Below are 21,938 nucleotides of genomic sequence, written 5' to 3'. Positions count from 1 at the left end.
TACAGCTCTCCAAATCATTAAATGGTCTTAATTTGCCCGTTATTTTACCTTAAAACGCAAATGAGTGCCTAGTTCAGCACAACAAAGTTTGGGGATGTCCGTAAATAACAGTAAACTATGCAGTAACTTTTTTGTTGATAAGAAGGATTTTACGTCGCTATGGCGCAATATATCTATTCAATGTCGCGGGTGAGCAAAGTTGTTCCCCCCAAGAAAACGATTTTAAAAGACATTTCTCTGTCGTTTTATCCCGGCGCCAAAATTGGTGTTTTAGGCGTTAACGGTGCTGGTAAGTCGACCTTACTGCGCATTATGGCGGGTGTTGATAATGAATACGAAGGCGAAGCCCGTCCGTTAGCAGGTATCCAAATCGGTTACCTGCCTCAGGAACCTCAGTTAGATGAAAATAAAACGGTGAAAGAAACCGTTGAAGAGGCTGTGGCAGATGTAAAAGAGGCCTTCGCTAAGCTTGACGAAATTTATGCCGCTTATGCCGACGAAAACGCAGATTTCGACGCCTTAGCAAAAGAGCAAGGTGAGCTTGAAGCCTTGTTGCAGGCAAAAGACGGGCATAATATCGACAACATTCTTGAGCGTGCTGCAGACGCACTGCGCCTGCCGGAGTGGGATGCAAAAATCGGCAACTTGTCAGGTGGTGAAAGACGCCGTGTAGCCATTTGCCGCCTGTTGCTATCGAAACCCGACATGCTGCTCCTTGATGAGCCCACCAACCACCTGGATGCAGAATCAGTAGCCTGGCTGGAACGCTTCCTGCACGACTACAACGGCACTGTGGTGGCCATTACCCACGACCGTTATTTCCTTGATAATGTTGCGGGCTGGATCCTTGAACTGGACCGTGGTTACGGCATTCCGTGGGAAGGCAACTACTCCTCATGGCTGGAGCAAAAAGAGAAGCGTCTGGAGCAGGAAGAGCGTTCTGAAAAAGCACGCCAGCGCACTATTAAGCAGGAGCTGGAGTGGGTACGTACTAACCCGAAAGGCCGTCAGGCGAAAAGCAAAGCGCGTCTTAACCGCTTTGAAGAGCTACAAAGTGGCGATTACCAAAAACGTAACGAAACCAACGAACTGTTTATTCCACCGGGCCCTCGCTTAGGCGACAAAGTTATTGAGGTTAACGGCATAAGCAAGGCTTACGGCAAGCGCCAGCTAATTGATAACTTAAGCTTTAGCGTTCCCAAAGGCGCTATCGTTGGTATTATAGGTCCAAATGGTGCGGGTAAATCCACTTTATTCCGCATGATTAGCGGGCAAGAGCAACCTGACAGTGGTTCAGTTGAATTGGGCGAAACCGTGCAATTAGCCAGCGTTGATCAGTTCCGTGACAACATGGATGACAGCAAAACCGTCTTTGAAGAGATTACTGACGGAAACGACATTCTGAAAATTGGTAACTTTGAAGTTAACGGCCGGGCTTATGTTGGGCGCTTTAACTTCCGTGGTACCGACCAGCAAAAACGCATTGGCGAATTGTCTGGTGGTGAGCGTAACCGTGTGCATTTAGCCAAACTGCTAAAAGCCGGTGGCAACACCTTGTTACTCGATGAGCCGACCAACGACTTAGACGTGGAAACCCTGCGGGCACTGGAAGAAGCCATTCTGGAATTCCCGGGCTCAGTGATGGTTATTTCGCACGACCGTTGGTTCCTTGACCGTATTGCTACTCACATTCTGGACTACCGCGATGAAGGCGAAGTAGTATTCTACGAAGGTAACTACAGCGATTACGAAGCTTATATGAAAGAAAAATTCGGTGAACAGGCTATGGAGCCGCACCGCATTAAATACAAACCTATTGGTTAAAAGAATGCTGCTAACAGGGGAGCTTTATTGCTCCCCTTTTTTATTTCCGAGCTACATGACATCCAGCGCTTGTTGAAGATTCTTCACCCCAATAACTTCCATACCCTTGGGTGAGGTTTTGGGCGTATTGCCGATAGGTACAATAGCTTTTTTGAAACCGTGTTTCGCAGCTTCATTTAATCGTTCCAGACCATTAGGCACCGGGCGTATTTCTCCGGCCAGGCCAACCTCACCAAACACGATTAATTCACGCGGCAATGGTTCTCCTTTAAAGCTGGAAACAATAGCAAGCAACAACGCTAAATCTGCCGACGTTTCAGATACCTTAACCCCGCCAACGACGTTCACAAAAACATCCTGATCCGATACCTGTAAACCACCATGCCGATGCAAAACCGCAAGTAGCAGTGCTAATCGCGTTGCTTCCAGTCCTACCGCAACCCGCCGAGGATTAGCCAGTGCCGAGTAATCGACCAAGGCCTGAATTTCAACCAGCAAGGGTCGGGTACCTTCCCAGATCACCATCACCACAGAGCCATTGCCCTGATCTTCGGCGCGCTGCAGGAATATAGCCGATGGATTCGAGACCTCTTTCAGGCCGCCACCTGTCATCGCAAATACGCCGAGTTCATTTACCGCACCAAACCGGTTCTTGGTACCACGCAGGGTGCGATAACGGGAGTCTGATGAGCCATCCAGAAGTACGGAGCAGTCAATGCAATGTTCCAGAACTTTCGGCCCCGCCAGGTGCCCTTCTTTGGTCACGTGTCCGACCATAATAATGGCGACATTTTTTTGTTTGGCGTAACGCGTTAAAAAGGCGGCTGATTCACGCACCTGAGAGACGCTGCCCGGTGCCGACTGAATATCCGCCATATGCATCACCTGAATGGAATCAATGACCATAATGGCGGGTTTTTCTTTATCAGCCAGCTGACAAATACTTTCCACTGAGGTTTCAGACAACATACGCAGTTTATCCGTCGGCAGGTTAAGCCGCTGAGCCCGCATTGCAACCTGCTGCAGAGATTCCTCGCCGGTAACGTATAATGCAGGCATACGTTCTGCCAGTTTGCATAAGGCCTGCAGTAACAGCGTGCTTTTCCCTGCCCCCGGTGAACCGCCGATGAGTATTGCCGAACCGGGCACAACGCCGCCGCCTAAAACGCGGTCAAACTCCTGAAAGCCCGAGCTAAAACGCGGCACTTCCTGCAAGTCCACCTCGTTCAGGGTCTGCACCCGGCCTTCGGTAATACCGCTGAAGCCCCTCCGTTCAGATGAAGTAGGGGTTGTTTTTGATGTTAAACGAATTTCAGTTAACGTGTTCCAGGCCTTACATTCCGGGCATTGCCCAAGCCAGCGCGGGAAGTCGGCGCCACAGTCATTACACACATACGCACTTTTTGCTTTTGCCATTCGTCTGCTTCTCGTTTTATGATGAGGTATTATTCAAGAATAACTATAAAAAATATTAGACTTCGATGCCGAACCATTATTTTGACCAACTTATCGATCAGTTAAAACCCGTCGTTTACGATACTGACTTTGACACCTTATTTCAGTCGTTAACTGAAAACGAAGATGGTCCCACAAAATTCAAGCTTAAAATGGAGCTTAGACGTTTAGCCGCTCCCTGTCATCGCACTGTTGACTTGCGTAATCAGGTTGCTGGCGATTGCCGTCCTTACGAATACAATGGACGCCGGCATCAGCTTGACGATGTTGCTATTGAAATTTTTGAGCGGGGCCTGGAAACCTATAAAGGCGTTTTTACCCAGGATACTTTTGAGCAAATACTGGATGCAGACAACCATTTACGCCAGGCTCGCGAAGAAGAAAGAGCCTTCGCACAAAGTTTAGCTGACCACAATGCCGAGCCCTTAAGCGGTCAATCACCATTTTTGAACAGCGACAACGAGGCTGAATCTTACCTTCTGGAAACATTCCACTTTGGCCAGTACCCTTACCGCGCCGAAGAACGAATGAATTTTACCATCGAAGTCGGGCTTGAAGACAGTAAAGGAAAAAATTATCAGGCGGTAACGGCTGACATTTCCATTACGGGGATGCGCGTACGTGTCAACGACGAACATAGACTGCAATACGGCGATTCACTGTCGCTTTATTTTACCGGACTGGCAAAAGAGTTCACGGTAAACCCTGAAACTCGAATTCCCTATCGTGTTGTCGGAGTTCAGGAGCTAGACGGTAAACACTACTTGAGTTTGAATCGAGACCCGGATTATCAGTCAGCCGAACTGGATAAGTTTTTTCATCGATTCATTAATGGTTATAAAAAACGCTACCGCGTTAATATTGATAATACTTACAACACAATACTCAATAAAGGACACGAGCAATTCCTGTTACCCAGGATGCAGCAGTTGCCGGTGTTCTTTTCCGAGTCAAACAAACAACTGGTAGCCGATTACGTATTAACCACCGACAACAACCGCTTTATTTTAAGTAACTGGATTAATGAACTGAATCAAATCAGTTTCGGTTCTATTTTTAATCTACGCCGCAGCCGCTGGTTACTTCAGGACTTAGCTCAAAAAGAGCATGCTCGTTTACTGGTAATGACCTTTTCTATTACCGCCCGCGGAAAAATATACAACTATTCAGCCACCGCAGAAGAGCTTCAAAAAACGGGGTTATGGGACACTTATATTGCCTTCGGCAGTAAAAAAGCCTCCTGGCGAGTTTATCAAATCGATTTACGCCGGGTAGATTTGAATCAGGCATGGCAACCTCAGAGCGTACCGAAAAACATTAATGTTCCGTTTCGCATCAACCCTCCTACAGCACAAGTTAAAAGAGCGATAGCACCCTTACGATATATGGGGGTGATTAACGATATAACGGATAGTTTGCAGGGCTTTTTCGACACGGGTATAGAAAAAGAGCAATTAGCTTCATTAAAAGCTTTTGCACACCCACCGTCCACACCTATTCGGACAAAAGAAGCACGCCTTGAATTTATTAACTTACGCAGTGAAAAACGCTTCAGCTACCGCAGCCGCTGCCGGGTTAAAGTTGGCAAGCTGGTTCGTGACGGCATGATCATTGACCTTTCTGTCAGCGGTCTGCAAGTACAAATTGATACACCACTACCGGCAGAAAAAGGTGACAACGTCGACATTTCTCTGACCGGCTTCAAGAAGCTGTATAAAAAAGCCAAGTTAGACCAGTTAGCTTACACCATAGCTTCTATTGACGATGCCCGCACCACGTTACGTTTGAAAATTGAAGGTGACCACGAACAACACATGGGCTCGGAGTTCATACGCTTTTTAATTCGTGAACAGCGCGACTTGCTTAAGCTTCAAGTGGAAAACACCTCAATAAATGGGCTGGAACTTTGTCTGCGCAATTTGTACTGTGACGCTCCGGGCTCGTTGCCGGTTTTCCTGTACAGAAATAAAAAGCGTAAAACCTCTGTGCGCCGCGCCGGCCTCTCTAACTGGCCATCCGGATGGGCTAAGTTATTGGCTAAATTTCCCGGCAGTCAGCCAAGTGCAATTAATTTACAACCGCTGCTGCGAGGTTCCTCGTTAACAGAAGAACTTCTCCCCAGATTAAATGAGATGGATCGTACGTCGGAACCTGTCACTTTATTACTGTTACTGCGGTTATATCGCCAAAATGGAGAGGATATTGTTCAGACCCAATGGCTGGAGGGTAATGACAACCAGGCCATTGAATCTTTTATTGAGCAAAGCATACCCAATTCTATCTTTCGGGCTATCACTGTGACTCTTTCCAGAACAGGACGCCCTGATACTCAGTTTATTCAGGCCGAACTGAATTACATTAGCCGCTATGCTGCTTACCGGGCACAGGAAATAGAAGAAGACTTGTGGCAGGTATACGCCATTGCAGACACAGTTGATGTAACCGAAAGCTTACTGGAATTTGCTTTATCGGGCACCGATGCCATTAAGGAGCAGCAGGAGCGCCTAAATAACTGGCTCAATAAGTTCTGACTGTTTAAGGCAACCTAGTATCTCGAGTAAGTTATTAGCATTGACAGAGTAATCCGCAATAGCCTGCAATGCCGGTTTTGCATTAAAAGCAATACCAACAGCGGCGGCCTTAAGCATTAAGGCGTCGTTGGCACCGTCTCCTACCGCTACAGTTCGGTCCGGCGGAATACTCCAGTGCCCGGCCAGTTGCTGAAGTTGTTCAGCTTTAACTTGAGCGTCAACAATGTCACCTAATACCTTCCCGGTCAGAAAGCCATCGGCTACTTCCAACTGGTTAGCGACAACCGCATCCAGATTCAGAGCCGCTTGAACCCTGTTTGCAAACCAGGTGAAACCACCGGAAACCAGTGCAGTTTTCCAGCCGGCGGCTTGCAGCGCCTGAATAAGTTCTTTAGCGCCGGGGTTAAATGGAATAGGTGAAAATAAACTTTCCAGATCAGACTCTTTAATGCCTTCGAGGCAGGCCACACGCTGGGTTAAGCTCTCTGCGAAATCAATTTCTCCCCTCATAGCGGCTTCCGTTATGGCCGAGACTTTAGTATAACGGTTGTTTAATCGTGCAATTTCGTCGATACACTCAATATGAATTAAGGTAGAATCCATGTCGAAAACAATTAAACCAGAACTGTGTTTCATTTAACGGGAAACTCCTGAGCTGAACTCATGCGACTAACAGAATCCAGGCAATGGCAAAGAGTAAAAAGTACTTTGCTTAACAATAAAACCAAAGCCATTATTCGTATTATGACGAAACGTGCTCTGCGCTTAGCCGCTGCCGGTGGATTACTGCTAATCATTATTAATGTCTGGAATATTGCCAGTGTCCAGTCGCAACAGCAACTTTTCTCGCAAACTCAGTCGGTAACTCAGCTTATGATGGATCAGGCCGAGCACGAAGCGCATTATTGGCTTGAACATCAAAATACCGAGCGCTTAACTGCTCTGACCGACAATATCGCCAGCCACCCCGAAGTTATGGCGGCAACCATTCGTAACCGTTTTGGTGAACTGCTCGTGCACAGTGGCGTTAATTCATCCATTATTGACTGGCCCACTAGCGAAGACACTTCTGAGCCATGGGTACTGGTTGAAGAAATTAACCTGGAAGACAATGTGAGTGGTTATTTACAGGTCATTTTCGATAAAAATTTATTATTGAAGCAAAGCCAGACCGCCCATAACGGCCTGATGCAACAAGGTAAACTCTTACTTCTTTTGGCGATGCTAGCCGGTGTGTTTATTATGCTTGGCTTTAACCGGATACGTGATCGTTACTGGCAGGTTGAGCATCATTAAACAGCTCACAACTGTTCTTCCATAAAGCCTCGCTAAGTGAGTCTTTATCAACCTTTCTCAACTCGGCTAAAACGCTCAAAACCTTTGCAATCCTTGCCGGTTCATTACGTTCTCCCTGATGTCCGCAAATAGGCATATCCGGTGAATCAGTCTCTAGCACCAAAGCCGATAGCGGTACTTTGGCTATTGCCTGTCGCGTTTTTTGTGCCCGGGTGTAAGTAATTACTCCGCCAACACCCAACTTATAACCGCAATCAACAAACTTCATAGCCTGCTCGTAGCTGCCACTGAAGGCGTGTATAACGCCTTGCTCAGGACCATATTGTTTGACTAACGGATGAGTTGTCTCCAGAGTTTTACGGTGATGTATAATCACTGGCAGGCGATAGTTCTTCGCTAATTTCAGCTGTTCAATAAAGAGCTCGCGCTGCAGCTCGGAATTATCGCAGGTAGCATCTAGCCCCACCTCCCCCACTGCCCGTAACCGTTCATGCGGAGTATCTAAGGCTTGTTCCAGCTCTTGCAGGTGGTTCAGATTATGTTGTTGAATAAACCAGGGATGCAAACCTAAAGCAAAGCGCCAGCTTGAAAACTGATTAACTAACTGCTGCAGCCGGGGCCATTGCTCAGCACTAACACCCGGCACCATAAAACGCTCAACTCCGGCTTCGGCAGCCGCTTCTAAAACTTGCTCCCGGTCCTCATCAAATGCCTGAAAATCAATATGGCAATGAGTGTCGTAAAGCGTATTCATAAGCTTTAGTGTTCGCGTGTGTGAGTAAACTCAATATCAGGGTAACGCTCTTCTGCCAGGCTTAAGTTCACCATAGTCGGGGCAATGTAGGTCAGGTTGTCACCGCCATCTAATGCCAGATTCGCTTCTGCTTTACGACGAAACTCATCCAGTTTCTTCTCGTCTTTACTACTCACCCAGCGCGCTGTCGCAACGTTAATATTTTCGTACATGGCATCCACTTTGTATTCTGTTCTCAGGCGATGAACAACCACATCAAACTGCAGTACACCAACAGCGCCAACAATCAGGTCGTTGCTGATAAGCGGACGGAACACCTGCACGGCGCCCTCTTCAGATAACTGCACTAAGCCTTTTAATAATTGCTTCTGCTTTAGTGGATCTTTCAGACGGATACGACGGAAAAGCTCAGGCGCAAAGTTCGGAATACCGCTAAACTTGAAGTCTTCGCCGGCGGTAAAGGTATCGCCGATTTGAATAGTTCCGTGGTTATGAAGACCAATGATATCGCCTGGGTAGGCTTCTTCCACATGCGAACGGTCACCCGCTAAAAAGGTTAATGCATCACTGATACGCACGTCTTTACCTGTACGAACCTGACGCATTTTCATACCTTTCTCATACTTACCGGACACAATACGCATGAAGGCAACCCGGTCTCTGTGACGCGGGTCCATATTCGCCTGAATTTTAAAAATGAAACCGGAGAAGTCTTCGCTGGTGGCACTAACGCCTTCTTGTTGATCGGTTTCCCGGCCTTGAGGTTTCGGTGCCCAGTCGACCAGACCATCCAGCATATGATCCACACCGAAGTTACCTAACGCCGTTCCGAAAAATACCGGAGTCAATTCACCGGCGAGAAAAAGCTCTTTATCAAAGGGGTTTGACGCGCCATTCACCAACTCGATTTGCTCACGTAGCTCATCTGCCCATACGCCTAGCTTCTCATCTAACTCAGGGTTATCAAGACCTTTTATAATGGTCTCTTCCTGAATTCGATGCCCCTGCCCGGTTTTATATAAAATCGTTTCATCTTTAAGAAGGTGATAAACCCCTTTAAAGTTTTTGCCGGAACCAATCGGCCAGGTAATAGGTGCGCACATAATTTTCAGAACATCTTCCACTTCATCCAGCAACTCCAGCGGGTCACGAATGTCACGGTCAAGTTTGTTCATAAACGTGATAATAGGAGTGTCACGTAAACGCGTGACTTCCATCAATTTAATGGTTCGGTCCTCAACACCTTTAGCGCCGTCAATAACCATTAAACAAGAATCAACGGCAGTCAGGGTGCGATAGGTATCTTCTGAGAAGTCTTCGTGTCCGGGAGTATCTAATAGATTTACCAGGGCATTATGATAAGGGAATTGCATGACCGAGGTCGTTACCGATATCCCCCGTTCCTGCTCCATTTGCATCCAGTCTGACTTTGCATGCTGACCAGATTTCTTGCCTTTTATCGTTCCCGCTTTTTGGATCTGCTGACCATGCAGCAGGACCTTTTCAGTAATCGTGGTTTTACCGGCATCCGGGTGAGAGATAATGGCAAAGGTACGACGTTTCGCGACTTCATTCTGCAAGCTGGATTCAGACATCAACAAGACTCTTATTGGTTAAATTTAACTATATTGCTTATTTTCGCTGATCTGCTGCCGATACACAAACCATGGATTGCTATAATCTGAGATAGATACGGTACTAACGTCTAAAAGATAGCATTCCGAGCCTGTACTAAACTACAAACTGACATGAACAACCCGAGTAACCTGCCCATGCAACTGACGATAAAAGCGAAAGTATTTTCTCTGGCACTTATCCCCCCGGTACTTATTGCCGTGTTCTTAACCTGGTATAACTTGTCTCAGTCAACGACTGTCGGACAAAACGCCGTTGAAGAATTCACAACGCAAATGGAAAAAGACAGTCGAGAGGAGCTTTCTAACTATTTGGAGTTAGCATTTACTTCTATCCAGCACCTTGTAAAAGACACTTCTCTGGGCTCGTTACAGGAAAGACAAGAACGCGCAAAGCAAATACTACGGCAACTACGTTTTGATGACTCTGGTGATGTGGGTTACCTCTTCGTTTATGACCGTCAGGGTGTCAGTGTTGCTCATGGCGTTAATCAAAGCCTTGAAGGTAAAAACCTGTTCGACTTTCAGGACCCTAATGGGGTTTACCTTATCAGAAAGCTTATTGAAGAAGCAGAAGGTGGTGGCGGTTTCGTCAAATATGACTGGCAGAATACTCAGCAGCAAGTCAATCCTAAACTTGGATACGCCAAGCTACTAAACGAGTGGAACTGGGTAATAGGTACTGGCTTTTGGACAGCCGGAATGGAGCAGGAAGCCGCCAGAATTGAAAATAATGTTGATGAAGCACTAGCCGACGCCGTTGTTGAAACCATCGTTGCGTCAATTATTGCATTGCTGATTATCGCCGCGCTGGCGTTGTTTGTAGTAAAAGGAATTACACGACCACTGCGTAACGCCCTTAACGCTATGGAAAGAATTGCAAAAGGCGACGGTGATCTCACCCAGCGCCTCGATACGACCAGCAACGATGAAATGGCCGATCTTGGGCAGGCCTTTAACGATTTTGCCGACCAGGTTTCCGATATGGTAACCAATATCCGTCATTCTGCGAGCTCCGTCAGCCGCTCCACTCAAAAGCTCGACAAAGTTCTGATTGACGCTCGCGAGGGAGTAACCGAGCAGCAGGCAGAAAGTGAGCAGGTGGCAACCGCCATTAACGAAATGTCGACGGCCTCTCATGAAGTCGCCCGTAGCGCCAGCGAAGCGTCATCAGCAGCTGAACAGGCAGAAGAATTGGTTCATTCAAGTAATCACCTGCTGACCAAAGCCGTTAATGTCATTCACGGTCTGGCAGAAAAAGTGGAAAATGGTGCATCAGAGGTTGAACAGCTTAACGCGCACTCAGCGAAAATTGGCTCCGTGCTTGATGTTATTCGAGGCATTGCTGAACAGACCAACTTACTGGCGCTTAACGCGGCAATAGAGTCGGCTCGTGCAGGTGAAGCTGGCAGAGGTTTTGCCGTTGTTGCCGACGAGGTTCGCACTCTGGCAAAACGAACTCAGGACAGCACTCACGAAATTGAATCGATGATAGAGCAACTGCAGCAAGGCAGTAAAAAAGTGTCGAATGTTATGGCCTCCATAAAACAGGGAAGTGAAACCAGTGTCGCCGAGGCGGCGGAAGTGGAAAACGCTTTGGCGAAAGTTCTGGAGGCGGTAAACACCATTAACACGCAGAACGCTCAAATTGCGACTGCAGCGGAAGAGCAAACATCGGTTTCGGAAACCATAAACCAAAATATGACCGCAATTGTCGATATTGCGAAGCAAACCGCCGATGGCACTCAACAGGCCGGGGAGCATATGAAAGAGCTTAGTAACACTGCGGCACAACTTGAGAACAACGTTAAGCGGTATCGTGTTAGCTAAGCTTAATCGCCTTGCCTTCTTCCATCGCGGGTAAGTCAAATAAACGACACAGTGTCTGCCCTAAATCGGCAAAACTGTGTCGTTTCCCCCGGTTACCCGCCTGCACGTTTTGACCCGACAGTAATAAAGGAATAAATTCACGGGTATGATCGGTTCCCTGCCAGGTGGGATCGCAGCCGTGATCAGCGGTTAATACCAAAACATCATCCGGTTTCATTGCCGATTCAATAACAGGCAACCATTGGTCGAACGTTTCCAGTTCCCGGGCATAGCCATCAATATCCCGCCGGTGTCCGTATAAGGTATCAAAATCCACTAAATTGGTAAAAATTAATGTGTTCTCCGGGGATTTCTCCATTGCGTTTAATGTGGCCGTTAAAAGCCCGTTCAGCCCCGAGGCTTTGACCGACTCGGAAACGCCCTGCCCGGCAAAAATATCCGAGATTTTACCGATAGCAATAACCTTGCCGCCTTTATTTTGAAGCTTATCCAGCACCGTCGGCTTAGGTGGTAAAACAGAGTAGTCTTTTCGATTGGCTGTACGCTCAAAGTTGTCCGCTTTATCGCCAACAAACGGACGTGCAATAACGCGACCAATATTATATGGCTCTATAAGGGCCCTAACCTTCTCGCATACCTGATATAAACGCTCCAGACCAAAATGTTCTTCGTGCGCGGCAATTTGAAACACGGAATCGGCAGAGGTATAAAAAATAGGATAACCGCTACGAATGTGCTGCTCACCTAACTGCTTTAGGATTTCAGTGCCCGAAGCATGGCAATTACCAAGATAACCGTCGAGTTCGCAGGCCTTAAGAATTTGAGTTAACAATTCATTGGGAAAACTGTTCTCTTCATTGAGGAAATACCCCCATTCGAAGTGTACGGGAACGCCCATTAACTCCCAGTGACCAGAGGGTGTGTCTTTTCCCGACGAGAGTTCTGCGGCACAGGCATAAGCACCATAAGTTTCCACTTCGTGAAAACCTTTGGCATAGGTGCCTGTCGCTTCTTTATGAGCTTTAGCTAAACCCAGCCGGGTAAGGTTAGGTAACTGCAGGGGTTGTCCGTGCTGATACCTGTATTCCGCGATATGGCCAAAAGTATCAGCGCCTTCATCACCAAACTTATCAGCGTCGGGGGCTGAACCAATACCAAACGAATCTAATACCAGAACAATGGCTCTGCTCATTCAGTCTCTCCGGCTATGCGCTCATAGATAACAGAGTCGGGCTCCGGCGGGGTAGAGGAAAAACTCAAAGCTTTCAGTATGCTGTCAGCAGCCTCTTGCCAGTCCGACTCGTTACTGGCATGCACTGTTGCAATGACACTCTCTGAGTCCACTTTCGATCCAACTGTCAGGATATCGGTCATACCAACGCTTAAATCCAATTTATCATCAGCTTTGCGCCGGCCTCCACCTAAACAGACAACCGCCATTCCCAATTCTCTTGTATTCACTTCCGATAAATATAGCCCATGATACTCGGCGGGAAGCTTTAACGGTTTTCTCAGGTTTGCCTGGGGCAGGTACTGGTCGCTTTTTTCCAGAAAGTCGTGAGGTCCGCCCAAAGAACCGACCATTTTGGCGAAACGTTCGGCCGCCAAACCGCTTCCCAGTACGTTTTCAACCATAACCTCAGCTTGGTCAGTACTTTTAGCCAAGTTTCCCGACACCAGCAACTCAGCAGATAAGGCTTTTGTTACCTCATGCAGGCGTTTATCTCTGAGCTTTCCCGTTAAATAATCAACGGCTAACTGAACCTCAACCGCATTACCGGCAGCTGAACCTAATGCCTGATTCATGTCAGTAATAAGCGCCGTGGTTTCTACTCCCAGTTTCCGGCCAACACTAACCAGACTCTGCGCTAACTCTCTCGATTCATCGTATCCTGGCATGAATGCACCGTTACCGGCTTTAACATCCATAACCAAACCATCAAGGCCTTCAGCCAGCTTTTTTGCCAGAATAGAAGCTGTAATTAACGGAATCGACTCCACTGTCGCGGTCACATCGCGCGTTGCGTAAAAGCGGCTATCAGCTGGTGCCAGACGCCCTGTTTGCCCAATAATGGCAACACCAGCCTGCTTAACCGTGTCGCGAAAGCGCCGATTATCCGGAGCGGTCTGATAGCCGGGAATTGCGTCAAATTTATCCAGCGTACCGCCAGTATGTCCCAGACCACGCCCCGAAATCATCGGAACATAGCCACCACAGGCCGCGACAATAGGACCCAGCATTAAACTAACGACGTCACCGACACCGCCGGTTGAGTGCTTATCCAATACCGGACCATTTAAATTGTCCTGCCGCCAGTCAAGAACATCGCCGGAATCTCTCATAGCAACGGTTAAAGCTGTTTTTTCCTGCGCCGACATACCGCGAAAATAAATAGCCATAGCCAACGCAGCTATTTGCCCCTCACTGACGCTGTCATCGCAAATTCCGTTAACGAACTGCTGAATATCGGTGTCGGATAAACTTACAGCGTCACGCTTTTTGCGAATAACTTCTTGCGCCAAAAACATAAACTTAAACCTTAACCAAAAGGCTTTGGAGATCCTGCAACAGGCTACTGGCTCCGATGCGGAAATTATCAGCTGTGACCCAGTCCTCACCCATAATCCGCTCGGCTAACTCAATATACTGAACCGCATCATCCAGAGTCCGGATTCCGCCTGCGGCTTTAAAACCACAATCTGTTTGACTGGATTTAATGACCCCCAGCATAGCTTCCGCCGCTTTCAAGGTGGCATTTATCGATACTTTTCCGGTTGAGGTTTTAATAAAGTCAGCGCCGTTAGCAATAGCTAACTCACTAGCCAGAACAATTTTATCGTGTTGCTGAAGCTCACCTGACTCAATAATGACTTTTAGCTGAACAGAATCGCCGCAAATATCCTTGCACTCTCTTACCAATTCAGCCGGGGTGCTCTCATCACCCTGCAATAAAGCAGCATAAGGCAGGACCACGTCAACCTCGTGCGCTCCGGCCGCTATAGCTCGCTCGGTTTCTGCTGCGGCGCGGGCGACATTGGTACTGCCATCAGGAAAGTTAGTAACCGTAGCGACTTTGGTATCCAGCCCCTGCTCGTTGAGAAACTGGCGAGCCAACGCCACCCATTCAGGGAACACACAAACCGCAGCGACACTCTTTTTATTTATCGAGGCACGTTGGCATAAGTCTTCAATAACCTCTCGGGTATCATCGTTATTCAACGTGGTTAAATCCATAAAGGACAAAGCCTGTAGTGCCCGTACCTGTTGTGTTGATGGCATAATTACTCCATTTGGTTATTAGCTTTCCCAACGCATAACTAAAGCGTCTTCACGCCCGTCGGCGGCTGGATAATAATTGACTCTGCGCCCTACCGTATCAAATCCATTGCCTTCATATAAGCGGATAGCGGCAGCATTGGAAGCTCGCACTTCCAGAAACACAACGCAGTGTTTCTCTTCAGCATAGTCTAATAAGTCCTGCATGAGTTTGTAACCAAAGCCCTGTCCCTGAAAGTCAGGATCCACAGCAATGTTGTGCAACGTCAATTCATCGGCAACTAACTGGCTAATAGTAAAACCAATAACCCTTGAGTCGCTCAATAGCCGCCGACAACGATATTGTTCACCATGGCTTTCACTAAATACAGACCAGGGCCAGGGGGTACGATGTGCTTTCTTTTCGACCGAAAACTCAAGCTCACCGGGTCGAAAATCCTCGATATTAAAGCTTTGCATGTTTAAGTTGTTGCCAGAGAGATTTTTTTGTTTCCACCGGAAAGGAACCAGTAAGACCGTCAGTATAATCGAAACAAAGATCTGGAGTTTTAGAGGGGGCTTTTATAGCAACCGGGCGTTGCTCGAAGTACAAACAAAGATCATCAAGCCAACCGGGCAAAGAAACAGGCAATTCTCTCTCTCCACGCAAATAGAGAGGGCCCAGACGATAATAAAATACCGGTGCCGACGCACGTTTCTTGTCCCAAATGGGAATACCCATAACTTGTAATGCGGCGCGTTGTTGACTGGTCCATTCTGGGAGCATGACGATTACCGTTGAAAACAGATAAATGCAGTTTACTCAAGCTTGGGAAGGATAGCCAGTTAGAAACTGGCAGGGGCGGAGGGATTCGAACCCCCAACCGTCGGTTTTGGAGACCGCTGTTCTACCAATTGGAACTACGCCCCTAACGCTTGAGCGGAGAATTATACCGACACCCAGTATTCAGACAAGCGATATTTACGGCTTAACCTACTGTTTGCAGATAAATTAAACAATTATGGCTAGGCTTCTACGTCAAAAAGCTCCTCATGAACAATCTGCAGCATCTCATCTACCTTAAACTCATCAATTTGAAAATGCTCAAGTACGCCATCCTGAACATACTGCCATTCTTCTTCTCCGGCCAAACTGCGGGTTCTCAAATCAATTGCGTATCGCGATATCTTTAGTATTCCCAATAAGTCGAGGGTTAAATTGTCAAGTTCGCTGGAGTGATTGAAAATTGAACTGTCTTCAAACAAATAATAAATGACTTCAACTACAATTTTCGGCAACTTCCATTGTTGTGCCAACAGCGCACCGATAGTGGTATGGGTGGTTTGGAAGAGCTCCAGCTCTTTGGCCTGAACTTGCTGCCACGGCGTGCTTTCTGCAGCATTGAGTAAGTCAGCATAATCATCGAACTCAGCCAACATAACCGGTATTCCTGAGCTTTGAAAAAGACCCAGCATATAAGCATGATCTCTCAATTCAGGTCGTCCGATGGCTTCAGCGATCATCACACAGGCCCCGGCAACCCACTCGTTATAACGCCAGAACTCGCTGAGATCATAGTCAGATGTCAAAGCCGACTTAAGAGCAACCGCCCTTACAATCGGAAAAACCCGGCGAAAGCCAAGCGTCATGACGGCCTGCTGAATTGAATCGACCTCTCTTGCTCTGCGGTAAGCGGCAGAATTAACAACCTGTAAAACAGCGGCGGCTATACTCATATCAGCCGAAATAGATTCAGCGATAACGGTGACATCAGGTTCACTTTTTTTGGCTTCACGACTCACAGTTAGCAAAGTTTCGGGGCGCGGTGGAATACTTACTCTTTGTAACAATCGTTTTTCTGCCGTCGTAATTTCTATCGCCATAGAGTCTCCGGGTTGAACCAATGATTTACATGAAATCTTAAAGCATGCGATTATGTCTTAACTTTTTGTCTGGTATAACACTTCAATGCGTTACTTTCGATTTATTCTTTTTAGTTTTAGTATACTTTTCAACGGGCTGGCTCTTGCTTCAGTTGAAGTTGCGGTCTCCGGTGTTGAGGGAGACGAGTACGCCAATGTTATGGCGCTATTACAAATAGCCCGTCTGGATAAAGACAAAAGTTACGCCGACTATAGAGTCCGGTATCTACATAGACAAGCACCTGACGACATTAAAAAAGCACTCCGCCCATATGGATATTATCAGGTTGAAGTGAATGCTCAACTAGAAACCATTGAGGGAGGTTGGTCAGCTGCCTACCAAATTGAGCTGAATGACCCGGTAAAAATTGCTAAAAACATGTGGGAAATTCGGGGCGACGCGGCTGAAGACGAGGCGTTCGAGAACATAATAGAGAATAATAGCCTCAAAGAAAAACAACGTTTTATTCATAGTACTTACGAACAAGTTAAGTCCAGGTTATTGTCATTAGCGAGTCAGCGCGGCTATCACGATGCTCGCTTTATAAAACACAATGTCGAAATTGATGTTGCAGAAAACACCGCTGATATAGAAGTGATTTTTGATTCCGGGAAACGCTACGAGTACGGGCAGGTCACATTCGAACAGGATATACTCGACGACGAACTGCTCCATCGCTTTGTTCCTTTTGAACACGGCGAAGGCTACAACACACAGGAACTCAGTCAATTACAAGTAGCATTAGGTGACAGCGGATATTTCTCTCAAGTTCAGGTCAGTCCGGACTGGGGAAATGCCGAAGAGCACACAGTACCTATCTCTGTCAGCTCCGAGCCTAACTTCAGAAACCAGTATCAATACGGTGTTGGTTACGGAACCGATACCGGAGCTCGTATTAGTGCCAGCCTCAACCGCCGTTGGGTCAATACGCAGGGACACCAACTCAGGGGGATGACACAGTTATCAGAAGTAGAAAGCCGCGTTGGTGCAAACTACATCATTCCGGGTCAAAACCCTCAGTCAGATTATTACCAGATTCGAGCCGAGGCCTCTGATAAAGATAACGAAGGACAAACTAACCGACTATATCGCTTTGGCGCATCCAGCGTTGTTGCAATGGGTAAATGGCAACGCGAGTACGGGTTAAACTGGCAACGCGATGACTTCGAAATTGGCGAAAGTTCGGGAACCAGTCAGTTTTTAATTCCGCAAGCCAGTTGGAACTATGTGACAGCTGACGGAAGGTTAAATATCGACAAAGGCTTTCGTTTTGATGTAACACTAAAAGCAGCAAGTGAAGCAGTTTTGTCTGATGCCGATTTAGCCAGCGTGGAACTTGGCTTTAAAGCCGTTGTCCCTGTTACAGACAATATACGTTTTCTTGCCAGAGCCGAAGCCGGCGCTACCTATATAGATGATTTTAATCAGTTGCCTCCTTCGCTACGTTTTTTCGCTGGCGGGGACAACAGCGTGCGCGGCTACGCTTATGAGCAATTAGGACCAGAAGACGATACAGGAACCATTTTAGGTGGCCGTTATTTGGCTGTTGCCAGCGCAGAAATTGATTATCGCTTTAAGGAAAATTGGCGTGTCGCTTTATTCACGGATATTGGTAATGCCATGATTGAACCTAATGAAAAGCTGAAACAAAGTGTTGGATTCGGAATTCGCTGGATCTCTCCTATTGGTTCGGTTCGTCTGGATTTGGCTCAGGCAATAGATGAGCCAGATAAGCCCTGGCGCCTACACTTTACCTTAGGCCCCGATTTATGAGCATTTATCGTTGGTTGGCCATTACAGTTCTTGTTCTGGTTGTTTTAGTCCCACTAATGGCTATCAGCCTGGTTGGCAGTGAAACTGGCAGCCGCTGGATACTAACTCAGGGACAAAAATATCTATCGGTAGACATCCAGTACAAAGCATTTAATGGAACTCTGCTGAATGAGTTTGAGTTTGAAGATTTTCGTTTTGAAAGCGAAACTTTTTCCTATACACCAAACAAGCTAATCATAAACTGGGATCCGCTAGCTTTGTTGTCCGGTGTTATTCGAATAGATAACATAGAAAGCCTTGGTGGCGAGATCCGTCTTCGTGCAGCTCAGAATTCGAGTCAAAACGCGGATTCTGAAGCTTCTGTTGAAGACATTCAAATTGAGCTGCCTTTAGATGTCAACTTGCGTAACTTGCTGGTTAAGGAAAGCCGTTTTTTTATTTTAGAAACTCCTTCTCAGGAACTAACGATTGAAGCATCAGCCAGAGCTAACGCTGATGGCCAGCTTAATATCAGACAGTTTCGTCTGGAGCACCAATACCTAACCACCGAGATTTCCGGAAAAACTAAATTATCTTATCCTTTTAAAAGTGAGCTCGAAAATAACACCCATTTTCACTCACCAGACTTCCCTTCGCTTAAAGTAAAAACGGAGATAGCTGGCGACATTCGATCTCTGACGACAAATAGTGAACTATCCGAAGGACTTGTCGGTGAAGTTACCGCTAAAATCGATAACCCGCTGAACGAGCTTACCTGGCAGTTTGACAGCAATTGGCAGAAGAATAACCTGAGCCTGTGGTTGGCAAGTGTCGGAGCTGACCCGGTTGAATTGAGTTTTGCCGGAGATATACGTGGAGAGGGTGGAGTAACACGAGCCAGTATCGAGCCCGACATAGCTGTCACAGTTAATCAACAGACAATGGATATCGATGGCTCCGTTAGCTATCAAGACAACATAATAAACTTCGCACCACTCAATGTGCACTCTAGAGGGGATATCCAGGGACAGCTAACCTTGCAGGGAAATGTTTCATCACTATCGACTACTCCGGTAATTGATGCTTCTGTAAGTTGGGAAAAAATAACCTACGAACCGAACGGTATCAGCAGCCACGAAGGCCGGTTACAGGCCAAAGGCGAACTCGATGAGCTTGCAATTAATTTAAGTAACGAACTGTCTGGCGTACTGGAAGAAGACTTACAGCTTGTTACTGAAGCTAAACTTAAGTCTGACAGCCTAAATATCTTAAGCCTGAAACTTACTCATAATGATGAAACTGTCAGTGGCAAGGCTGCTATCAATTGGAAAGACAATTTATCTTTAACTACGGATATTTCGGGTGAATATCAACAGCGGACGGTCAATGCAGAAGCGAAATTGCGTTTGTCAGAGCCCTACTTATTTGTTGACCAGTTTAATGCCAGCTGGGGAGCGCAGTCACTTATCGCTGAAGGGGCGCTTAGCCCTGGCAAAAAGCTCACCTGGCAAGTAACGTCTAAAGATTTAAGCGAGCTTTCTGACGTTAAAGGAGAGGTTGTAGCTACCGGTGATATTAGTGGGCAACTAAACCAACCAGAGTTTAAAATAGGTTTTAATAAATTTAACCTGAAGCACCCTGACTACAATACTGTTAGTTTAAATCAACCTATCACGGTCGTTTTTAACTATGAGGACATCACGTTCAATACAACGCCAGTTTGTCTAAATTACAAAGGGATAGATAATCCCTTCTGCCTTAAGTTAGAACAGCAGGACAAGTTAATAAGTTTCGATGCAGATGCCAGTGAGATTCCGCTGGATTTACTGCAAGCTCTTGTATTACCCGACGTCGCTTACAAGCTAACTGGAGAGATATCGGCTGAGGTTGTCGGTACATTCGATTATGAAAATATGACGTTAAGGAAACTTGACGGCGCTATTAACGCGGATAACAGTCAAGTACTGGCTGGTGAAGAAAAAGTTATTTTAAATCAGCTTAACTTAACCGCTAAAAACCGCGACGACGAGGGCATTGATATTGGAATGACAGCGATAGCTGACGAACTCGATTTTAACCTGTCAGGGCAGCTTACTATCGAAAAAGTAGCTCCCGACAGTCCTCTTTCCGGAAAGGTTTCATTAAATTCTAAAAGTTTAGAGTTACTGAATTTATTTGCACCGCAAGTGGATATCGGCAATGGGAGTACTAGCGCAGAACTCAATATTGCAGGTGATTTAAATGATCCAACTGCTTCAGGAAAAGTTAACCTTAATGCAGACAGAATCATTGTATTAGCCAGTGGTACATTAATTACTGAGCTCAATGCAAAACTAACGGCAGACGCAAATGTTGGCGAATTTACGGTTAATGCAGACGGCAAAATAGGTGATGGTGATGTCGCTATTGAGGGGGAGCTCAATGCATTTAAACGAACCGGAAACCTCGTTATAAAGGGTAAAGATCTATTGATTTTAGATACCCCGGATCTTCTCCTTGTTGCATCACCTGATATCTCCCTAAAGCTTGAGAAAGATCTTGTATTCGTCAGAGGGGATTTACATCTACCTAAAGCTCGAATAACACCAGTGAATTTAGATCAAGCTGTCACTGAGTCAGCTGATGTTACTTTGAAAAATGAGTCTAAAGATCCTCCTTTGTTTTCTACTAATACAGATATAACAGTGAGTCTAGGAGAACAAGTTCGCGTCGAAGCTCTAGGTTTTTCAGGTAACTTAAAAGGGAAACTCCAAATTACACAGCAACCCGATTCCGTTGCACGAGGTAACGGCAGTATTGGGGTCGTATCCGGTAATTACGAGATTTACGGACAAAAATTAGCTATTGAACGCGGTGATTTGCTTTTCAATGGGGGGCCTTTAGATACTCCATCCCTAAATCTTAGAGTTACCCGTAATATTGAAAAAACCGGTATCGACGAGCGGCCGCCTGAGACGATAGGAGCCAGAGTTACCGGTACTATAAACCGACCTGAATTAAGCCTTTTTTCAACACCGCCTCTTCCGGACAGTACTATCCTCTCGTACCTGTTATTCGGAAAGCCGCCGGGTAGCCAGGGAGATGCGAATAATCTCGAACTACAGGCTGCACTATTAGTTGGTGGCCGTAGCGCCAAGTTTCTAACTGAAGGCATAAAAGACACTTTTGATTTAGATGAAGTGGCTTTGGATTCTGAAACCAGTGATGTCAATGATACCTCTTTGTATATAGGTAAATACCTCTCTCCTCGTCTGTACGTTAAGTATGGAATTGGCTTACTAGAACCAACCTCTACTTTCATACTGCGCTACACACTGTCTGAAAGACTACTTTTTGAATCCACCTCAACCACTGAAGGTCAAGGTGGCGATTTAATATATACCATCGAAACTAAGTAACTCACCTCGCTTTATCACCAAAGGTTGTTTTGTAGTAGCCTGATGCTCTTGCATCAGGTGGGGAGGTTGGGGGTTAAACCCGGGGTATATTATGAGAGCGGATCTTGGCCGACACGCGTCACTGCAGCTATAAACTGAGCAGGGAGACTAAGTACGGAGAAGCCAGGGCATCTCACCTGACGTGAACGTCAGGCCACAGCAGGCAGGCATAAAAAAAGCCCCCAGCGTGAGCTGAGGGCTGTTTTATTTGTAGTCTGGACAAGGTTTCGAAGAGCTCAACCTGT

At 46.6% G+C, this 21,938-nt stretch carries 16 protein-coding genes and 1 tRNA gene; 6 read left to right on the top strand and 11 right to left on the bottom strand.

Annotated features, from left to right (window positions below; genetic code table 11):
* The first annotated feature begins 159 nt into the window (after nt 1-159).
* Nucleotides 160-1,824 (top strand): energy-dependent translational throttle protein EttA, encoded by a 1,665-nt coding sequence (ettA, locus tag ACP7H9_RS11580; RefSeq protein ID WP_011235105.1) that lies wholly within the window; start codon nt 160-162, stop codon nt 1,822-1,824.
* A 51-nt stretch (nt 1,825-1,875) separates the two neighbouring features.
* On the opposite strand, the gene radA is transcribed toward ettA, so the two are convergent.
* Nucleotides 1,876-3,240, bottom strand: a complete 1,365-nt coding sequence (gene radA / locus ACP7H9_RS11575) for a DNA repair protein RadA (RefSeq protein WP_011235106.1) — start codon at nt 3,238-3,240, stop codon at nt 1,876-1,878.
* Nucleotides 3,241-3,305: 65 nt separating this feature from the next.
* Here radA and ACP7H9_RS11570 point away from each other — a divergent pair, with 65 nt between their 5' ends.
* On the top strand, nt 3,306-5,810 hold the full coding sequence (locus tag ACP7H9_RS11570) for a PilZ domain-containing protein (protein ID WP_439222795.1): 2,505 nt from the start codon (nt 3,306-3,308) through the stop codon (nt 5,808-5,810).
* On the opposite strand, the gene serB is transcribed toward ACP7H9_RS11570, so the two are convergent.
* The gene (gene serB, locus ACP7H9_RS11565; protein ID WP_439222794.1) at nt 5,784-6,446 is read right to left on the bottom strand and encodes a phosphoserine phosphatase SerB; all 663 of its coding nucleotides are present in this window, start codon (nt 6,444-6,446) and stop codon (nt 5,784-5,786) included. The genes ACP7H9_RS11570 and serB overlap by 27 nt on opposite strands.
* Nucleotides 6,447-6,473: 27 nt before the next feature.
* Here serB and ACP7H9_RS11560 point away from each other — a divergent pair, with 27 nt between their 5' ends.
* Complete coding sequence (locus tag ACP7H9_RS11560; protein ID WP_243735037.1) at nt 6,474-7,106, top strand: YtjB family periplasmic protein; 633 nt, start codon at nt 6,474-6,476, stop codon at nt 7,104-7,106.
* Here the strand turns inward: ACP7H9_RS11560 and ACP7H9_RS11555 are convergent.
* Nucleotides 7,063-7,860, bottom strand: coding sequence for a TatD family hydrolase (locus ACP7H9_RS11555; protein WP_439222793.1), 798 nt, complete (start codon nt 7,858-7,860; stop codon nt 7,063-7,065). The genes ACP7H9_RS11560 and ACP7H9_RS11555 overlap by 44 nt on opposite strands.
* 5 nt (nt 7,861-7,865) lie before the next feature.
* On the bottom strand, nt 7,866-9,455 hold the full coding sequence (gene prfC / locus ACP7H9_RS11550; protein WP_034823045.1) for a peptide chain release factor 3: 1,590 nt from the start codon (nt 9,453-9,455) through the stop codon (nt 7,866-7,868).
* 177 nt (nt 9,456-9,632) lie between these two features.
* Between prfC and ACP7H9_RS11545 the strand changes: the two genes are divergently transcribed.
* Complete coding sequence (locus ACP7H9_RS11545) at nt 9,633-11,324, top strand: methyl-accepting chemotaxis protein (protein WP_439222792.1); 1,692 nt, start codon at nt 9,633-9,635, stop codon at nt 11,322-11,324.
* Here ACP7H9_RS11545 and ACP7H9_RS11540 read toward each other — a convergent pair.
* The 7 genes from ACP7H9_RS11540 to ACP7H9_RS11510 all read right to left on the bottom strand — a co-directional run bounded on the left by ACP7H9_RS11540 (nt 11,317) and on the right by ACP7H9_RS11510 (nt 16,464).
* On the bottom strand, nt 11,317-12,516 hold the full coding sequence (locus tag ACP7H9_RS11540; RefSeq protein ID WP_114982018.1) for a phosphopentomutase: 1,200 nt from the start codon (nt 12,514-12,516) through the stop codon (nt 11,317-11,319). The genes ACP7H9_RS11545 and ACP7H9_RS11540 overlap by 8 nt on opposite strands.
* Nucleotides 12,513-13,853 (bottom strand): thymidine phosphorylase, encoded by a 1,341-nt coding sequence (gene deoA / locus ACP7H9_RS11535; protein WP_439222791.1) that lies wholly within the window; start codon nt 13,851-13,853, stop codon nt 12,513-12,515. Before deoA ends, ACP7H9_RS11540 begins: the two co-directional genes overlap by 4 nt.
* A gap of 4 nt (nt 13,854-13,857) precedes the next feature.
* Nucleotides 13,858-14,604 carry a deoxyribose-phosphate aldolase gene (gene deoC, locus ACP7H9_RS11530; protein ID WP_034823051.1) on the bottom strand — a complete coding sequence of 249 codons (747 nt, stop codon included), beginning with the start codon at nt 14,602-14,604 and terminating at the stop codon, nt 13,858-13,860.
* 18 nt (nt 14,605-14,622) lie between these two features.
* The gene (gene rimI, locus ACP7H9_RS11525; RefSeq protein ID WP_439222790.1) at nt 14,623-15,060 is read right to left on the bottom strand and encodes a ribosomal protein S18-alanine N-acetyltransferase; all 438 of its coding nucleotides are present in this window, start codon (nt 15,058-15,060) and stop codon (nt 14,623-14,625) included.
* Nucleotides 15,047-15,367 carry a hypothetical protein gene (locus ACP7H9_RS11520; protein ID WP_114982020.1) on the bottom strand — a complete coding sequence of 107 codons (321 nt, stop codon included), beginning with the start codon at nt 15,365-15,367 and terminating at the stop codon, nt 15,047-15,049. The genes rimI and ACP7H9_RS11520 overlap by 14 nt, the downstream gene beginning before the upstream one ends.
* 67 nt (nt 15,368-15,434) lie before the next feature.
* Nucleotides 15,435-15,511: transfer RNA gene (locus ACP7H9_RS11515), tRNA-Trp, on the bottom strand.
* Between the two features lie 95 nt (nt 15,512-15,606).
* Nucleotides 15,607-16,464 carry an HDOD domain-containing protein gene (locus ACP7H9_RS11510; protein WP_253620435.1) on the bottom strand — a complete coding sequence of 286 codons (858 nt, stop codon included), beginning with the start codon at nt 16,462-16,464 and terminating at the stop codon, nt 15,607-15,609.
* An 85-nt stretch (nt 16,465-16,549) separates the two neighbouring features.
* Here ACP7H9_RS11510 and ACP7H9_RS11505 point away from each other — a divergent pair, with 85 nt between their 5' ends.
* Both ACP7H9_RS11505 and ACP7H9_RS11500 read left to right on the top strand, forming a co-directional pair.
* A complete protein-coding gene (locus ACP7H9_RS11505) occupies nt 16,550-18,277 on the top strand; it encodes an autotransporter assembly complex protein TamA (protein ID WP_114982022.1) in 1,728 nt (575 codons plus the stop codon).
* Between the two features lie 257 nt (nt 18,278-18,534).
* Nucleotides 18,535-21,654, top strand: a complete 3,120-nt coding sequence (locus ACP7H9_RS11500; RefSeq protein ID WP_439222789.1) for a translocation/assembly module TamB domain-containing protein — start codon at nt 18,535-18,537, stop codon at nt 21,652-21,654.
* Nucleotides 21,655-21,938 lie beyond the last annotated feature (284 nt).

The organism is Idiomarina sp. ST20R2A10 (genome assembly GCF_051842345.1).
Taxonomy (GTDB): Bacteria; Pseudomonadota; Gammaproteobacteria; order Enterobacterales; family Alteromonadaceae; genus Idiomarina; species Idiomarina loihiensis.
The sequence above is the reverse complement of the archived record's forward strand: the minus strand, read 5'-3'. Positions and strand labels throughout refer to the sequence as shown.

Coding starts and splice junctions, on each gene's coding strand:
- ACP7H9_RS11540 (WP_114982018.1), bottom strand. CDS start 12,516: ATGAGCAGAGCCATTGTTCTGGTATTAGATTCGTTTGGTATTGGTTCA.
- deoA (WP_439222791.1), bottom strand. CDS start 13,853: ATGTTTTTGGCGCAAGAAGTTATTCGCAAAAAGCGTGACGCTGTAAGT.
- deoC (WP_034823051.1), bottom strand. CDS start 14,604: ATGCCATCAACACAACAGGTACGGGCACTACAGGCTTTGTCCTTTATG.
- ACP7H9_RS11505 (WP_114982022.1), top strand. CDS start 16,550: ATGCGTTACTTTCGATTTATTCTTTTTAGTTTTAGTATACTTTTCAAC.
- ACP7H9_RS11555 (WP_439222793.1), bottom strand. CDS start 7,860: ATGAATACGCTTTACGACACTCATTGCCATATTGATTTTCAGGCATTT.
- ACP7H9_RS11520 (WP_114982020.1), bottom strand. CDS start 15,367: ATGCTCCCAGAATGGACCAGTCAACAACGCGCCGCATTACAAGTTATG.
- rimI (WP_439222790.1), bottom strand. CDS start 15,060: ATGCAAAGCTTTAATATCGAGGATTTTCGACCCGGTGAGCTTGAGTTT.
- serB (WP_439222794.1), bottom strand. CDS start 6,446: ATGAAACACAGTTCTGGTTTAATTGTTTTCGACATGGATTCTACCTTA.
- ettA (WP_011235105.1), top strand. CDS start 160: ATGGCGCAATATATCTATTCAATGTCGCGGGTGAGCAAAGTTGTTCCC.
- radA (WP_011235106.1), bottom strand. CDS start 3,240: ATGGCAAAAGCAAAAAGTGCGTATGTGTGTAATGACTGTGGCGCCGAC.
- ACP7H9_RS11545 (WP_439222792.1), top strand. CDS start 9,633: ATGCAACTGACGATAAAAGCGAAAGTATTTTCTCTGGCACTTATCCCC.
- ACP7H9_RS11570 (WP_439222795.1), top strand. CDS start 3,306: ATGCCGAACCATTATTTTGACCAACTTATCGATCAGTTAAAACCCGTC.
- ACP7H9_RS11510 (WP_253620435.1), bottom strand. CDS start 16,464: ATGGCGATAGAAATTACGACGGCAGAAAAACGATTGTTACAAAGAGTA.
- ACP7H9_RS11560 (WP_243735037.1), top strand. CDS start 6,474: ATGCGACTAACAGAATCCAGGCAATGGCAAAGAGTAAAAAGTACTTTG.
- prfC (WP_034823045.1), bottom strand. CDS start 9,455: ATGTCTGAATCCAGCTTGCAGAATGAAGTCGCGAAACGTCGTACCTTT.